Origin of the sequence: Dictyobacter alpinus, assembly GCF_003967575.1 — a bacterium.
Lineage (GTDB): Bacteria > Chloroflexota > Ktedonobacteria > Ktedonobacterales > Ktedonobacteraceae > Dictyobacter > Dictyobacter alpinus.
In genome coordinates this window covers 1677575-1692353 of sequence record NZ_BIFT01000001.1, presented here as the reverse complement: position 1 = coordinate 1692353, position 14779 = coordinate 1677575, and the positions used below count along the sequence as shown (strand labels likewise).

Genomic DNA, 14779 nt, shown 5'->3' with positions numbered 1-14779 from the left:
TGTAAAAAGCCAGAACGACAACCACCCATGCATGTCAAACTACGTGTGGGAGCATGGTCTGAAGATGATGTGAGATTCTGCTGATGCTGTAGGGTATAATAATGCTTTTACCATAATAATTTTATATTTGATCATACAATGCCATTATTTGCGATTTTAAGGATCATAGGCATTGTTATGGTTGATATGACGGGTAATCAGGTGTTGGTATTGCAGAAGCCTCAGAAATATATTGTAGGGCTGTTTGGAGCCTGTTGTGAAATTCATCTTTTTGCGCATTGGTTCGACGTGGCTGGCGAGCGTGTCGTACGTGGAGTGGCGCCACACGCGAGGCCGCACTGCTGAGTTTGCGTGGGCCAACGAGTCAGAACGACTCGCAGTGCTGTGGCGCCTACACGAATCACGTTGGATATTACCGCATTGACGGGGAACGTTTGGCCGGTCATGTTCATCTATCCTGCTCCATTCCCTGACGGAGAGGATCGCGAACCATGATGCGTGCGTTTAAACATTCCGCAACGATCATGCTCGAAGAAACATGATTAGTGTAGGCGCCACAGGCATGCGATGCCTGCTCAACACGTATCGCCCTTGATCATGCCGCATGCCGGCCTCGCGTGTGGCGCCCACTCCACGTATGATTAGCCCGCTAACCACGTCGGGCCATCTCTAGCAAAATGTGCTTAAGCGTAACGTCTTTAGCCTTGAGCGTCTCCTGCAGGCTACGGCCCACGGGTGTGCGCTGGGTCCAACGATTGAAGCGGACATCGTAGTAGCGAATGCCGAACTTGAGTAGGTCGGTGGTGCTGTCATAGTAACCACCAGCATACTGCCAGGGATTCGTGACGCGGGGTTGGATGACGCTGCCAGCGACGCCTCCGAAGGGATCGTAGTCGTAGCTGGCACTGTCGGTCATGCCCACGATGGAGCCGAGTCCATCGAAGAGATAATAGTAGACCTTACCCGCGGAAGTACGCTCACTATTGAGCATACCACAACTAAAGTGGACATACTCGGTGGTGTTGCCAGCTACTTTCTCGCTACTCAGGCCCAGGCCGGTGTAGATGGTGCTGTTGCCATTGTTTTTGACGCGTTGGATCTTGGTCGATCTAGTGCCGCTACCGCTACCACTTACGTCCTGGTTGGCGTTGTTGTAGGTATGGGTCTGGGCTAGGGAAAGCGCTCCCTTTGAATCATCTGCGCTTGCAGTCACTGCACTAGGTTTTTTCTTTACTGGGGCAGCCTATCAACTATTCTATTTTTTTCAGATTGAAACTGTGAAATGTGAGTACTCTAGCTTTTTTTATGTACTTTATAACGTATAAAACTTACCAAGCATATTAGTAAAATAATCAGTCCTATAAACTCTAAGACTAATGAAGTAGTAAAGTATTTACGTGCAAAAAATAGTAAAATAATCAATATTAGTGCTATTGCATCTGCTACTGTACCAATAATAGCAAATATTAGTGAGAGATTTTTCAAAGTATTCCTCCAAATAGCTAATGCGAGGAAGATAATATATACGATACTATCTTCCTCTTGCCGTCTTTTACACAAATTGCTAGGCCTGAGATCTTTCATTCTCAGTTAAAATTACTAGCTAGAATATAGCTAAATGCCACAAGCTTTTTTGGCATCAGGGACGCCCTGAATAATGCCAATAATGCCAATAATGCTACCAACTACAGATAACCCAATAAACATGCTTACTGCAAGACCTGCGATGGCGACATCTCCTGGGGCACTTGCAGCCGCAAGCGCTAATCCTACAGCACCTCCTGCTCCAGTGTCAGCAAGGAATGAAAATATACCTGCAACAGCTGAAACTATACCCGTAAGTCCAGCAGCTTTTACAATACAATCTGTAGTGATGCTAATTCTTCCACTGGGATCCACCTCATTGACAGGATTATCATCGGCATACTCATAGGGGTTGGCTTTGAGCGTTTCCTGTAGGGTGCCGCCGACGGGTGTGCGCTGGGTCCAGCGATTGAAGCGGACATCATAGTAGCGAATGCCGAATTTGATCAGGTCGGTGGTGCTGTCATAGTAGCCACCAGCATACTGCCAGGGATTGGTGACGCCGGTTTGGATGACGCTACCAGCGACGCCTCCGAAGGGATCGTAGTCGTAACTGGCGGCCATGTTGCCGGCACTGTCGGTCATGCCCACAATCGAGCCGAGTCCATCGAAGAGATAGTAGTAGACCTTCCCCGCGGACGTACGCTCACTATTGAGCATACCACAACTACAGCGCACATACTCGGTGGTGTTGCCCGCGACTTTTTCGGTGCTCAAGCCCAGGCCGGTATACACGGTACTGGTGCCGTTGTTGTTGACGCGCTGGGTCTGGTCGGTTCCACTATAGCTCTGTGTATAGGACTTGGTCGATCCAGCACCACTCACATCCTGGTTGGCGTTGTTGTAGGTATGGGTTTGGGCCAGGGACAACGCTCCCTTCGAATCACCGCTATTGGTGATCGCGGTCAGGTTTCCGTTGGCGTCATAACTATAGGTCGCACTCGCCGAGACGGGCTGACCGGCATAATTTCCGGTGCTGCTCGCTCCGGTTGGCTGATTGGCCGCATTAAAATTCGTATAGGTTGCGATAAAGTTGGACGCACCCGTATACTGTTTGCTGGTCATGTTGCCGTTGGCATCATAGCCGATGGCCCAATGCTGCGTCGGATTTTTGACGTCACTCAAACGATTGAGGTTATCGTACTGATAGGTCCAGGTGCCGTAGACACTGTAATTATTGGCACTATGCTTGACCGCGCTTTGCAAGACCTCTTTGGAAGCTGTAGAAGAGCCATAGTTGTAAGTATAGCCTGTATAGGGACTCGGGATAGCGAGCGTGCTGCCACTACCGGTGGTCTTGCCCCCTACGTTGCTCACCTGGCGACCTGCCGCATCATAGCCCATGATCATACCTGTTCCATTGGGATATTGGATGCGGGTCTTGCGATTGGCATCGTCATAGCCATATGTCGTGATGGCATTGCCTGGATCGGTCAGGGTGGTCATCAGGTTGATTTCGTTGTAGCCGTATTTGGTCAGGCCGGTACCGTCATTCAAACTGGTCAGGTTGCCAATATTATCAAAGGTACTGACAATGTTGGTGCCACCTGGCAGGAGTTTGTTGGTTTGACGGTTGAGGTTATCATAGGTAAAGGTGGTGGTTCCGGTGCCATCCTGTTCAGTCAGGTCATTGCCGTCATTGTCATATGTATAGGTGACGGTAGTGGCATTGGCGGTGCCGGTCCCATAGGTGATGGTGAGGATGCGATCAAAGACATCGTAGGTGAAGCTGGTCTTATTGCCCACGCCGTCCGTTTCGGTGCTCACCCGGCTCAACGCATCATACGTCAGAGTGGTTTTACCCATTGGTGCCGGCGGCGTCACCGTATTCAGATTGCCCTTGCCATCATAGCCATAGAGGGTGGTGTTACCGTTGGCATCCTTGCTGCCAGATGGCGTGCCATCCAGGTTGTAGGAATACTGCAGCTTGCTGCCATTGGTTTTGCCACCGGTGGTGTCGCTACTCGAGGTCAGATTACCATAATTGTCGTAGGCATTGGTGGTCACATTATTCTGCGCATCCGTCCCGGTGGTGGGCTGATACGGCACATTTTGTTGTTGTCCACCCGACAACGGCGAATAGGTGAACTTGGTGCTCGCTCCCGTGGGATCCGTGATCTGGGAGACTTGCCCGTTGGTCGCATATTGATAATCAGTTGGTGTTTGCGTGGTCAGAGCGTCCGCATACTTCGTGACATTATAGGAGTTGGCATCAAAGCTGCTATTGGTGCTCTTGCCCAGGGCATTGGTGGTTTTGGTCACCTGCAGATTCGCCTGATACGTATAGGTGGTGGAGTGCCCGTTGACATCCTTGACGACGGTATTGCCACTGTTATACGTGAAGATGGTCTGCTTGTTATAGACGTCGGTGATGGTGCTGACCTGACCGGTAGCGCCATAGGTGATGGTGGTGGTATGCCCCTGGGGATCCTTGATACTCATCAGTTCGGAATCGCCATTAGGATCATAGGTGAAGATGGTCTGCTTGTTATTGGCATCGGTGATACTGGTCAGATTGAGCTGCGCATCATAGCCATACGTGATGGTACGTGTCTTGCCATTGACCAGGGTAGTATCGGTGACCGTTTTCACCAGGTGATTGGCATCCAGTGTGGTACTCAGCGTCCGATCCTGGGTATCGGTCGTGCCCGTCCAATCTCCATTCGACAGATAATGATAATCGATCAGATTATTATTTTTGTCCAGTACCTCGTAGCGGGTCCCCCACTGATTGAAGATCCAGCGCTCACCGCTTTGATGAAAGCGCAGTTCATAGGTGGCGGAATCAGGATGGACGAGGGTGGCTTTGAGGCTGGGGGCATCTTTGTAGCCGCCACTGCCATCAGGAGCAAAGTAGGCTTTGAGTCCTGTGGGCAGGGTCAATTTGATACCGCCGCCGCTGGGCACATCATCCAGGTACAGGCTGGCACCGCGACCGGTGGTGAAGCCCCAGTTGGTACCATGATCGACCAACCACCAGTTGTTCTGGCTGTTATAGTAGCCACCAACCGTATTGTTGAGCCCGGTCCCGGTCACCTGTAACTCGACCGTGTGCAGGACCAGGTTGCCGTTGGCAACGTTGACCTTGAGGTCCAACCGATCGGACAAGGACTTGTCGACGAAGGTATAGAGGGAGGAATCACCCAGACCATTGAGTGGGGTGGTGCCATTGACGGTCACAGCTGCTTTAGCCTGGACTGTTTTAGCCTGGGCTGGCTTGAATGGTGACACATGTGAGCTGGTGTCATGAACGTTGGTGGGAACCGGCACATTGCGACGAGGTGTGCGTACCCCGCTAAAGGTTGGTGGCAGGTCGGTGGTTGGGGTTGCTGTGGCTGCCGCCGTTGCCGCATAGGCAGAAGGGGTCGCGCCCATAACCGTGGTTAAAATAGCTCCGGTCGTCAGGCTGATGACCAGCAGGAGACGCCAGAGAGAGGTCCAGGATAAACGCGTTACCTGTGTGATGGGTACTGCATTCATGGAAGAGGATGTTTCATGCGAATCTATCGATGAAAAAAACGATCCATATAGTGAAATCCATTCCTACAAAAAAGAGCACAAAAATATAGGGCAGAGGAAAGGATCCTCTTTGAAAATACGCACAAAAAAAGAGTATCCTTCTGGAAAGATGTGTAGGCATCAAAAAGGCATGTTTTGTGCATATATACACAAACATGACAAAAAGCATCCCTGAAAAAGAAGAGGAACAATGAATAGCGCAAGAAAAAATAGGAAAGAGCGATTCATGCGACTCTTGCAAGATAACTATCTATTCTTCTAAAAGAAATAGTATGTTGATCTATCTAACCAAATAAAAATAATGTGACTTTTCATGCATAGTTGCCAAAAGCAATTATACTCGAAGTTGCGAGAAAATGACAAGAGGTTTTTTAAGCAATTTCTGAAGATTTTCTACTTTTTCTTTATATTAGTATAAGCTCATCCATAAATGGAAGAATGAAAAGTACAAAAAGAAGATGTGCTGGTTTGCGTGCCTGCACTTTTATGGGATATGCTGATGGCGATAGATGGCAGGTAGCTTTGAAAGGATAGACGTGGATGAAGATTCGATCCGCTAGCAGAGAGGATGCCGCGAGGGTCATCCCATTGATATTGCAGGCGAATGGTGAGATTGCCAGTACGTTGACTGGCACTGGACAGATGTCGGAAATTGTGCGTGTCCTGACGGCCTTTTTTGAGGGCGAGGATAATCGTTTAAGCTATCAAAATATGCTGGTGGCGCAAGAAGATGGGCAGGCCGTGGGTATCTTGATCTTCTATCATGGGAGTCAGGCGGCGGCCCTGGATCGTCCGCTTATTGAGCGTTTGCGCCATCTGAAACAGGATCCTTCTCTGACCCTGGATAAAGAGGCGGATGAAGATGAGTGGTATATTGATACACTCTCAGTCTCTCCGGCTTATGGTGGTCGTGGTATCGGTACAGCTTTAATCTCAGCGGCGGAGGAGCGGGTCAGAAATAGCGCCGGTGAAGCTAAAATCGCGCTACTGGTAGATCAAGAAAACAAGCGTGCGCAGCGCCTCTATCAACATCTTAACTATCAGCAGGATAAAGTTGTGCAGCTTTATCAACATCCATATCTCCATATGGTGAAGTGGTTATAATTGTGCATATTGCTGAGACTCCTTTTTTTATGTCTATCCGTATAATAGATGTCAATCACTAAATGTAGAGTAGGTAGAAGGAGAAAGGCAGAATTATGCAAGCAAGTGGTAAACAATTAGATGGGTTGCGTGTGGCTATCCTGGTCTCAGATGATTTTGAGCAGGCGGAGATGACTGAGCCACGTAAAGCACTTGATCAGGCTGGCGCGATCACCAAGATTATCGCTCCGAAGGCCGGTCAGGTACAGGGTGTAAACCATGATGAGAAGGCTGATAGCTTTCCTGTTGATATGACTCTCGATCAGGCTAATCCTGGCGATTTTGATGCGATACTCCTTCCTGGTGGCGCGATCAATGCGGACACTATTCGTATGGAGCAGAAGGCTCGGGATTTTGTGCAGCAAATTGATAAAAGTGGCCGTCCAATGGCGGTTATCTGCCATGCTCCCTGGTTGCTGATTTCATCTGGTGTTGCGAAGGGTCGTACTTTGACGAGCTACTATACTATTCAGGATGATATCCGGAATGCGGGTGGTAATTGGGTGGATAAAGAGGTTGTGCGTGATCGTAATCTGGTTACCAGTCGTAGTCCTAAGGATTTGCCGGCGTTCAATCCTGAGATGGTTGCTCTCTTTGCTGAATATAAGGCGAAGGGTGCGGTTTCAGGTTCAGCCACGACCCAATCTCCCCAGGATATTATTACAGGCTAAAATATCCGCACATAAAAAGAGCTTTCCCACTTTTCGGGTGGGAAAGCTCTTTTTATGTGTTTGACCCTTTTTATATTGCGTTTATATGGTGTGACCACACTCGTCCCCTGACGGGGACTTGCCTTAAATTGTATGGCGGGTTGAAAAAAGGTGCTGCGGCACCTTTTTTCAACCCGCCATACAATTTAAAAGCGGGGTGCAGGGATGGCGGCATAAAAGCGGGGTGCAGGGATGGCGGCATAAAAGCGGGGTGCAGGGGTGGCGGCATAAAAGCGGGATGCAGGGATGGCAACATGAAAGGCGGGGTGCAGGGGCGGCAGCCCATGACGGAGCGCGAGGTGTCCTCGCAACTCTTCCCTCCCCTCTCTTTTCCCCCGGAGGGGGAAGGGTGGGGAAATTGAGCACGGAAAACGTTCAGGTCTTTGTAAGGTGATGGTGAAGGCTTGCAAGTTGGCTATCAGGCTCAAGCACCATAATCAAACCGTTGTTATTTATTCTGTGAGAATTGGGCATTGTATGGAAACAAATCAGACGATAACCAATCCTAAATCGCGTAAGCGTAGTGTTGTTGTTTTTGTCGTGACAAATATTTTAATCATCGGGGCGCTGGTCTTGTTGTGGACGCAGCTGACGACGCCTGTGTCGAAGTCCAATGCTACGCATTCGCCCGATGATACGCTGATTAGCGCAGGTGACGCGCCGAGTCCTTTGATCGGTAAGGCTGCTCCCACTTTTGCATTGTCCACCATCAATGGCAATAATAAAAGCGTCAGTCTATCCGACTATAAGGGTAAGCCAGTGATTATCAACTTCTGGGCATCTTGGTGCGATCCTTGCGTGCGTGAGACACCTTTCTTACAGCGCTCCTGGCCTGATCTCCAGGCTAAAGGTGTCGTGTTATTAGGTATAAATGGTGGAGAGCCATCTAGCGCCGGTACGAAATTTCTGCAAAAATATGGTGTGAGCTATACCAGTGTTGCGGATACCGTGACGGGCAATACTTTTTCCGACTATGGCGGCACGAATAGGCCTGAAACGTTCTTCATTGATCGCAGTGGTAAGGTCGTGGCCCGTTGGGTTGGCGAGATTGATGCGGCCGGGCTGCAACAAGAAATGGCAAAATTTCAGGAAAAATGAGGCCACCGGTAATATGTGGGAGATACAGTGGTTTGTGCGCCTTGTGCATATTCTGGCTGCGACTGCCTGGGTTGGTGGCAGTTTTATGTATCTGGTGGTGGTGATTCCAGCTTTGCGTAGCGCGGGCCCTGCACCAGAGGTGGCTGCGAAGGTGGCGCAACTCTTTAAGAGTATGGTCAATATTTGTGTCGGTGTGCTGCTACTCAGTGGTGTCTATCTCGCGTTTGATCGCCTCACGCAGACGAATCTGGGTTTACCGTATATAATTGTGCTGGCCCTCAAGATTTTAGGGGCATTGGGACTGTTTGTACTGGCAATGTATCTGGGACAAAGCAATATCCGCCGCCTGGCCAGGCGTACAACGCGACTCTCAAAGGCCGCACCACAACTCATGTTAGCCCTGGGCATCCTGGTATTTATCCTTGGCGCGCTTCTCAATTCGCTGTTTGAGATGGCGATCACGCGCTATTGAACAGCAATCACAGCATATGAGCACTGTTATTTGATGGAGGTCGTATTGTGCAGCCTGCTTTAAATGTTTCTAAGGACGGGCAGAGGAAGACGGCACAGCCGCGTAAGCGCGTCCCGCTTAGCTTTATTCTGGCTGGTATCGCTATTCTGGGGGCGATGATTTATCTGGTCTATGCCAACACTCAGAGTAGTGCAGTCTATTATTTGACGGTACCCGAGTTGCATCATTGTTCGGACTGCGTTGCGCGCTCGGTTCGTGTTTCGGGGATCGTGGAAAAAAATACTATTAAACGCAATGATCAGACTCAGAGCGTCTCTTTCTCTATTACGGATAGCAATCAGACGTTACCTGTCACCTATAGCGGTGTTGTGCCAGACATTTTCAAGCCTGGCGTTCAAGTGGTCGTAGAGGGACATTATACTGGCAGTGGTCCATTTGAGGCGCAAACCTTGCTGGCCAAGTGTCCATCTAAGTTTCAGTCTGCGACCCCTACAGCGAAATAAGGATTGACTGTGTATTTTTCAGATCTTGGCATTATCGCTCTTATCCTGGCCCTGGGCTTCGCTCTGTACACTGTGATTGCCTCCATTTTGGGGGCCATGCGTTCCGCTCCACCATTGGTGGCCAGTGCGAAGCGTAGCCTGCTCGCCGTGACCTTCTTTTTGTTGCTGGCTTCGGCGGCCCTGGTGATCTCGTTTTTGAGACATGATTTCGGGGTCAACTATGTGGCCGAGCATTCAAGCCTCTCGATGGCCTGGTATTTTGTTACGGCGGCTTTCTATGGTGGGCAGGAAGGGTCATTGCTTTACTGGGCATTAGTGCTCTCACTCTTCTCCGCCCTATTTGTGGTTACCTCTAAACGGGCGCCCTCAGCGTTTGTTCCTTATGTGATGGCGACCCTGATGGGGATCGAAAGCTTCTTCCTGCTGATGCTGGCGACCCTGTCGAATCCCTTTGTACGTTCGGCCGTGGCGCCTAAAGATGGCGCTGGCTTGAATCCTTTGTTGATGGATCCAGGTATGCTGGTGCATCCGCCGATGCTATTAATGGGATATATGAGCTTTTCGTTACCGTTTGCCTTTGCGGTGGCGGCCCTGATCACAGGACGCTTGAATGCTGAATGGTTACGTTCGATTCGTCGCTGGATGCTGGCGGCCTGGACCTTGCAAACGGCCGGGTTGCTGTTAGGTGCCTGGTGGGCCTATCATGTATTGGGTTGGGGTGGCTATTGGGGCTGGGATCCTGTTGAGAATGCCGCGCTGCTGCCGTGGCTGACCGCGACCGCGTTCCTGCATTCAACCATGGTACAAGAGCGACGCGGTATGTTAAAGGTCTGGAACCTCTTCCTGGTCATTGCCTCCTTTGCCCTCTCTATTTTTGGCACCTTTGAGGTGCGCAGTGGACTGATTAGCTCTGTCCACTCGTTTGCCTATTCAGATATCGGGGCCTACTTCTTTGGTTTTCTGGCGGTGGTGCTGCTCTTTTCGAGCGCCCTCTTCTTTTTCCGCCTGCCAGCCTTGCGCGCTGAACAGGAGTTTGACTCCGTGGTGTCGCGTGAGGGTGTTTTCCTGCTGAATAATCTTTTGCTGGTTGGTATGACCTTTGCCATCTTATGGGGCACCCTCTTCCCATTGATCTCGGCGTCGTTTAGAGGCCAGACAATGACGATGGGACCACCATTTTATAATCAGGTGGTCGCCCCAATGATCGTACTGCTGGTGCTGGCGATGGGTATTGGCCCTCTCCTGGCCTGGAGACGTACCTCTTTGACGGCCCTCTGGCGCAATATCAGTACTCCTGCCATTCTGGCGGCGCTCTGTGCTCTGGTCTTACCTGTGCTGGGCATTACCGATGTGGCGGCCAATATTGGTTTTACCGTCTGTACTTTTACCGCTGGCGCCATCCTGTATGAAATCTGGCGTGGAGCGCGTGTGCGCCATCGCCATGGTGAATCCTATCCACGAGCGGTCTATATGCTCTTCCAGCGCTATCGTCAGCGCTATGGTGGCTATATTGTGCACCTGGGACTGGTCTTCCTGGTGGCGGGTATCATTGGTTCGCATTATTTTCAGCAGCAGCAGGATGCTACGCTCAAACCGGGACAGGATATGAATGTGGCGGGTTATCGCCTCACCTATCTGGGCAATATTGATGAAAAGGATAGCGATAAAGAGACGATCTCTGCCCAGGTACAGATCTGGCGTGATGGCAAGCTACAAAGCTATGTGTATCCCGGTCGTGTGATCTATAGCAACTATCCTGATCAGCCAACCAGCGTCATTGAGATCAAGACCTTTGTGGCGACCGATGTATATGTCTATCTGGCGGATTGGCAAGGGGCCGCGCAGGCTACGATCCGTGTCTTTATTAATCCTCTCGTTCCCTTTGTCTGGTGGGGAGGCCTGTTGATGATCCTGGGTGGCATTCTCTGCTGGTGGCCGACGCGCCGCCGCCTCGCTACTGCGGTGCGGCCGCGTACAGTGGTTGAAAAAGAGAGCGTTAAAGAGAAGCCGGAGCAAGTCGCGGATGGAGGTGTGATCGCATGATGGCGAAAAACAAGCTTTCCCAGAAACGTTCGCTCTTTCTACTGCTGGCCACCGTTGCCCTGATCGCCGCTGTCTGGTCCTGGTTATTATTCGCGACCCCGAAGCAGCCAACGGTCGATCAACGGGTCCACAACATCGCAGCGCAGCTACGTTGTCCCGTGTGTCAGGGAGAATCGGTAGCAGACGCCCCATCAGGGCTGGCATTACAGATGCGCGGCATTATTCGCCAGCAGGTCCAGGCTGGTAAATCCGACTCTGAGATCATCCAATATTTCGCCAGTCGTTATGGGGAAGGGAATATTGTCTGGGTCCCACAGTGGCAAGGCTTTACCCTGCTGGCCTGGATTGTTCCGATCGTGCTGATGCTGGCCGGATTTATCTTCCTTTTTCTGGTAGTACGGGATTGGAGCAAAGATGCGCGTCTGGCTCCAGCGACTTCAACCACTGTCCAGCCTGCCGATGCTAGCGCGGAACCAGTAATCCTGAATGCAGAGGATGCAGATTTAGAGCGCTATCGTGCTCAACTTGAACAAGAACTTGCCGTTGATGACCCGCTCTTCAGGCGACCCATAAGGGAGGCAAACTGATGGCGCTGCTTATTGCCGTTGTGCTGGGGCTGCTGGCACTGGCATTTGTATTATATCCGCTCTATCGACGGCCAGCACAAAACAAGCCAGCCAATGGAGAGACAAACGAGCCCATGGTCGAGTCAAGCGAACTGGCTGAAAGTGAGCAACTTGCTCGTTCGGCTATCCAGGAAGTTGAACTGGATTATCAACTGGGCAATATTGAGGAACCCGATTATCGTTCTTTACGTGAGCGCTATATGCGTCGTGCCCTCACCGCCTTGAAGTCCCGTTATGAGCGTGAACAAGAGATTGATACAGAGATTGAAGAACAGTTGCAAAAACTAAAGGAGTCCTATGCGAAAACCGATCAAGAGTAGCCTGCTATTGCTCGCACTGTTCTCGCTGCTGTTGCTGTTCTGGCAGGCTCCTATGGCCCATGCCGCCACCGAAGATGGCCAGATCTCGGGACAGGTAGTCAATGCGACTAATAAAAGTGCGCCTGTTGCTAACCAGCCAGTGACCTTGCAGATGGCGCAGGGGAGCAGTACACGGGACGTTGGCACGGTCAAAACTGATGCCCAGGGCAAATTCTCGTTCACAAAACTGGCCACCGACCAGACTATCAACTATGTGGTCTACACCAACTTTCAGAAGGCCCAGTATATCAGTAAAGCTGTAACCCTGAACACACAGTCCGGCCAGGTTGCCAATGTGCAGGTTTATGAGGCTACGACAAGTACCGATAATGTCGCCATCGTGCAATCCACCCTGCTGATCCGCCAGGCTGATCCCTCGAAGGGTTTGCTCAACGTTTCGCAGGTCTTCTCCTTCCAGAACCTGAATAATAAGACCTATGTTGGATCCTTGAATGCCAGTAAGGGTAAGCCCAATGCCCTCCTGTTCTCCTTACCAGCAGGCGTCAAAAACATCACACTGGGGAATGGATTCACAGGTTATGAGGTACTGCAGGTGCCAGAAGGCTTTGCGTCTGACGCGGCCCTGTTACCGGGAAGCAACGAGTTCTCTTATTCCTATGAGGTGCCTTATAGCAGTTCCAGCTATAATTTCATCTATCAGACTCAATATCCAACGGTCTCTCTCTCTATACTGGTCGATCCAGGCTTGCATGCTAGCTCGCATGATGTAACCTCAAGCGGTGTGGTGAACGCTGATAATCATGCCTACCATGCATTTAAGAGCTCGGTATTGCCCGCGCATAGCCGTGTCTCGCTGACAATAGATGGACTGACGGTGCCGAACGCCAATGATAATTCCCCATCATTTAACGCCGGCTTGATCTGGTTGCTCGTTGGTCTGCTGGTCGTGGTCGCTCTGCTGGTAATGACCTGGTTCTTGTTACGCGCCAGACGCAAACGTCAGGCCAGTCCTGTTAAGCAGAAGAAGGATGTCCAGAAAACGGTGGCTGAGAAAGCACCCGAGGCCGAGGCAGGTAGTGAGCAGGCTCTGTTACAGGAACTACTAACACTTGACAAAGAGTATGAAGCTGGCAAAATCAATAAAGAGCGCTATGAAAAACAGCGCAATCGAACCAAGGCTCGTCTGCGGACATTGATGAGCGAAAAGGAGAGTGCGCGGCGATGAGCAGGGTAGGCAAGGGGACAGTGGGGATACAGCAGATAGAACTTCCTGATGGAGATGAGACGGTTGCATTGGCAATCGAAATCTCTCACCTCAAGAAGAGTTATGCCCTGAAGCCTGTGCTGCGTAATATCAATCTGGCCTTACCGCGCGGACAACGTATGGTCTTGCTGGGAGCAAATGGCGCCGGCAAAACGACGCTCCTGCGTATCCTGGCAGGCCTGGGTAAAGCCGGCTCTGGTACATTCTTGATAGAAGGTCTGGATAGTCGTTATGAGCTACAGGAGATTCGTCGGCGGATCGGTTTTGTGGCCCATCAGCCTTATCTCTACGAAGAGCTGACGGTATTGGAGAATCTCCTGTTCTTTGGTCAGCTCTATGGGGTGAAACAGGCACGCGAACGAGCCATGGCGCTGTTGCAGCAGGTTGGCATGGAGCGGCGCACGAAAGATAGAATTCGCTCCCTCTCACGTGGACAGGTGCAGCGCGTCGCCTGGGTCAGAGCCTTATTACATAGCCCCAGCCTGCTCTTACTTGATGAGCCCGATACTGGTCTGGATCAGGATGGTAATCGGTTGGTCGAGGTCCTGTTAGCAGAACATACGACGCGTGGTGGTAGTATACTGTTTACCACCCATAATCTAGAGCGAGCCTTGACCTGGAGCGATCATATTGTGATCCTGGCAGGAGGACGTGTGGTCTATCAACACGAGGCGGCAAGCCTGACGCATGAGGAGCTTGTCCAGCGCTACCAGGAGGTCGTGACATGACAATGGCGCGCCTCTTCTTCAGTCAGCTCTGGGCGGTCCTTTGGAAAGATATTCGCTACGAGCTACGCAGCAAACAGACCTGGATCGGAATGGGTATGTTCGCCTTGCTGGTGCTGGTAATCTTTAATTTTACTTTTGACCTGCATGCCAGTAATGTGGCTGATATCGCTCCCGGTGCGCTCTGGGTGGCCTTTATTTTCGCTAGCCTGCTGGGACTGGGACGGACCGTGGCGGCTGAGCGCGAGCAAAGTATGCTGGATCGGTTATTACTGACGCCGGTTGATCGCAAAGCCATCTATCTTGCCAAACTACTGGGAAATTTGCTATTTATCGGAGTAGTAGAAATTATTGCCTTGCCAGTTTTTGCGGTCCTGTTTAATCTACCCATCTGGCAGGGATCAACCTTGTTGGCACTGATGCCGATTGCCTTGCTCGGAGCCCTGGGAATTGCCGCGGTCGGCACACTTTTCTCGGTCATGGCGGCAACCACCCAGGCCAAAGAATTATTATTGCCGATTCTGATTTTTCCATTGGTCGTACCGGTCGTTATCAGCGCGGTGCGCGCAACCAGTATGTTACTGGTGCCAGCAGTCAACGAGCCACCATGGTTAGGACTGCTGATCGCCTTTGATGTGATTTTTCTCAGCGTCTCGACGCTGCTTTTTCAATATGTTGTTGAGGAATAATTAGCTAGCTTATAGGGACTCCAGATGATCTCGTAGCGCCGTTCCAGGCGATCCATCTTGAGGGGAGCCCTTTTGAGGAACGT

At 50.9% G+C, this 14779-nt stretch carries 13 protein-coding genes; 11 read left to right on the top strand and 2 right to left on the bottom strand.

The features are described from left to right. Positions 1–649 precede the first annotated feature (649 nt). Both EL633_RS06660 and EL633_RS06655 read right to left on the bottom strand, forming a co-directional pair. On the bottom strand, positions 650–1213 hold the full coding sequence (locus tag EL633_RS06660) for an RHS repeat-associated core domain-containing protein (protein WP_126626432.1): 564 nt from the start codon (positions 1211–1213) through the stop codon (positions 650–652). 401 nt (positions 1214–1614) lie between these two features. Next, complete coding sequence (locus tag EL633_RS06655) at positions 1615–5064, bottom strand: RHS repeat-associated core domain-containing protein (RefSeq protein WP_126626431.1); 3450 nt, start codon at positions 5062–5064, stop codon at positions 1615–1617. Between the two features lie 579 nt (positions 5065–5643). Here EL633_RS06655 and EL633_RS06650 point away from each other — a divergent pair. From EL633_RS06650 to EL633_RS06600, 11 genes are all read left to right on the top strand, one after another. Next, positions 5644–6207, top strand: a complete 564-nt coding sequence (locus EL633_RS06650) for a GNAT family N-acetyltransferase (protein ID WP_126626430.1) — start codon at positions 5644–5646, stop codon at positions 6205–6207. 95 nt (positions 6208–6302) lie between these two features. After that, the gene (locus tag EL633_RS06645; protein ID WP_126626429.1) at positions 6303–6917 is read left to right on the top strand and encodes a type 1 glutamine amidotransferase domain-containing protein; all 615 of its coding nucleotides are present in this window, start codon (positions 6303–6305) and stop codon (positions 6915–6917) included. A 516-nt stretch (positions 6918–7433) separates the two neighbouring features. Then, on the top strand, positions 7434–8054 hold the full coding sequence (locus EL633_RS06640; RefSeq protein ID WP_161981999.1) for a peroxiredoxin family protein: 621 nt from the start codon (positions 7434–7436) through the stop codon (positions 8052–8054). A gap of 13 nt (positions 8055–8067) precedes the next feature. Then, a complete protein-coding gene (locus EL633_RS06635; RefSeq protein ID WP_126626427.1) occupies positions 8068–8526 on the top strand; it encodes a hypothetical protein in 459 nt (152 codons plus the stop codon). A 47-nt stretch (positions 8527–8573) separates the two neighbouring features. Further along, complete coding sequence (locus EL633_RS06630; protein ID WP_126626426.1) at positions 8574–9029, top strand: cytochrome c maturation protein CcmE; 456 nt, start codon at positions 8574–8576, stop codon at positions 9027–9029. A gap of 9 nt (positions 9030–9038) precedes the next feature. Continuing rightward, positions 9039–11072 carry a heme lyase CcmF/NrfE family subunit gene (locus EL633_RS06625; RefSeq protein WP_126626425.1) on the top strand — a complete coding sequence of 678 codons (2034 nt, stop codon included), beginning with the start codon at positions 9039–9041 and terminating at the stop codon, positions 11070–11072. Beyond that, positions 11069–11659, top strand: a complete 591-nt coding sequence (locus EL633_RS06620) for a cytochrome c-type biogenesis protein (protein WP_126626424.1) — start codon at positions 11069–11071, stop codon at positions 11657–11659. Before EL633_RS06625 ends, EL633_RS06620 begins: the two co-directional genes overlap by 4 nt. After that, a complete protein-coding gene (locus tag EL633_RS06615) occupies positions 11659–12018 on the top strand; it encodes a hypothetical protein (RefSeq protein ID WP_126626423.1) in 360 nt (119 codons plus the stop codon). Before EL633_RS06620 ends, EL633_RS06615 begins: the two co-directional genes overlap by 1 nt. Further along, positions 11996–13243 carry a carboxypeptidase-like regulatory domain-containing protein gene (locus EL633_RS06610; RefSeq protein ID WP_126626422.1) on the top strand — a complete coding sequence of 416 codons (1248 nt, stop codon included), beginning with the start codon at positions 11996–11998 and terminating at the stop codon, positions 13241–13243. The genes EL633_RS06615 and EL633_RS06610 overlap by 23 nt, the downstream gene beginning before the upstream one ends. Further along, positions 13240–14010, top strand: a complete 771-nt coding sequence (ccmA, locus tag EL633_RS06605; protein ID WP_126626421.1) for a heme ABC exporter ATP-binding protein CcmA — start codon at positions 13240–13242, stop codon at positions 14008–14010. Before EL633_RS06610 ends, ccmA begins: the two co-directional genes overlap by 4 nt. Continuing rightward, positions 14007–14696 carry a heme exporter protein CcmB gene (locus tag EL633_RS06600; RefSeq protein WP_126626420.1) on the top strand — a complete coding sequence of 230 codons (690 nt, stop codon included), beginning with the start codon at positions 14007–14009 and terminating at the stop codon, positions 14694–14696. The genes ccmA and EL633_RS06600 overlap by 4 nt, the downstream gene beginning before the upstream one ends. The last annotated feature ends 83 nt before the right edge of the window (positions 14697–14779 follow it).

Bases quoted from the DNA above. Each gene is read 5' to 3' on its own strand.
- ccmA (WP_126626421.1), top strand. From the start codon at position 13,240: ATGAGCAGGGTAGGCAAGGGGACAGTGGGGATACAGCAGATAGAACTT.
- EL633_RS06655 (WP_126626431.1), bottom strand. From the start codon at position 5,064: ATGAATGCAGTACCCATCACACAGGTAACGCGTTTATCCTGGACCTCT.
- EL633_RS06610 (WP_126626422.1), top strand. From the start codon at position 11,996: ATGCGAAAACCGATCAAGAGTAGCCTGCTATTGCTCGCACTGTTCTCG.
- EL633_RS06635 (WP_126626427.1), top strand. From the start codon at position 8,068: ATGTGGGAGATACAGTGGTTTGTGCGCCTTGTGCATATTCTGGCTGCG.
- EL633_RS06615 (WP_126626423.1), top strand. From the start codon at position 11,659: ATGGCGCTGCTTATTGCCGTTGTGCTGGGGCTGCTGGCACTGGCATTT.
- EL633_RS06620 (WP_126626424.1), top strand. From the start codon at position 11,069: ATGATGGCGAAAAACAAGCTTTCCCAGAAACGTTCGCTCTTTCTACTG.
- EL633_RS06640 (WP_161981999.1), top strand. From the start codon at position 7,434: ATGGAAACAAATCAGACGATAACCAATCCTAAATCGCGTAAGCGTAGT.
- EL633_RS06650 (WP_126626430.1), top strand. From the start codon at position 5,644: ATGAAGATTCGATCCGCTAGCAGAGAGGATGCCGCGAGGGTCATCCCA.
- EL633_RS06645 (WP_126626429.1), top strand. From the start codon at position 6,303: ATGCAAGCAAGTGGTAAACAATTAGATGGGTTGCGTGTGGCTATCCTG.
- EL633_RS06600 (WP_126626420.1), top strand. From the start codon at position 14,007: ATGACAATGGCGCGCCTCTTCTTCAGTCAGCTCTGGGCGGTCCTTTGG.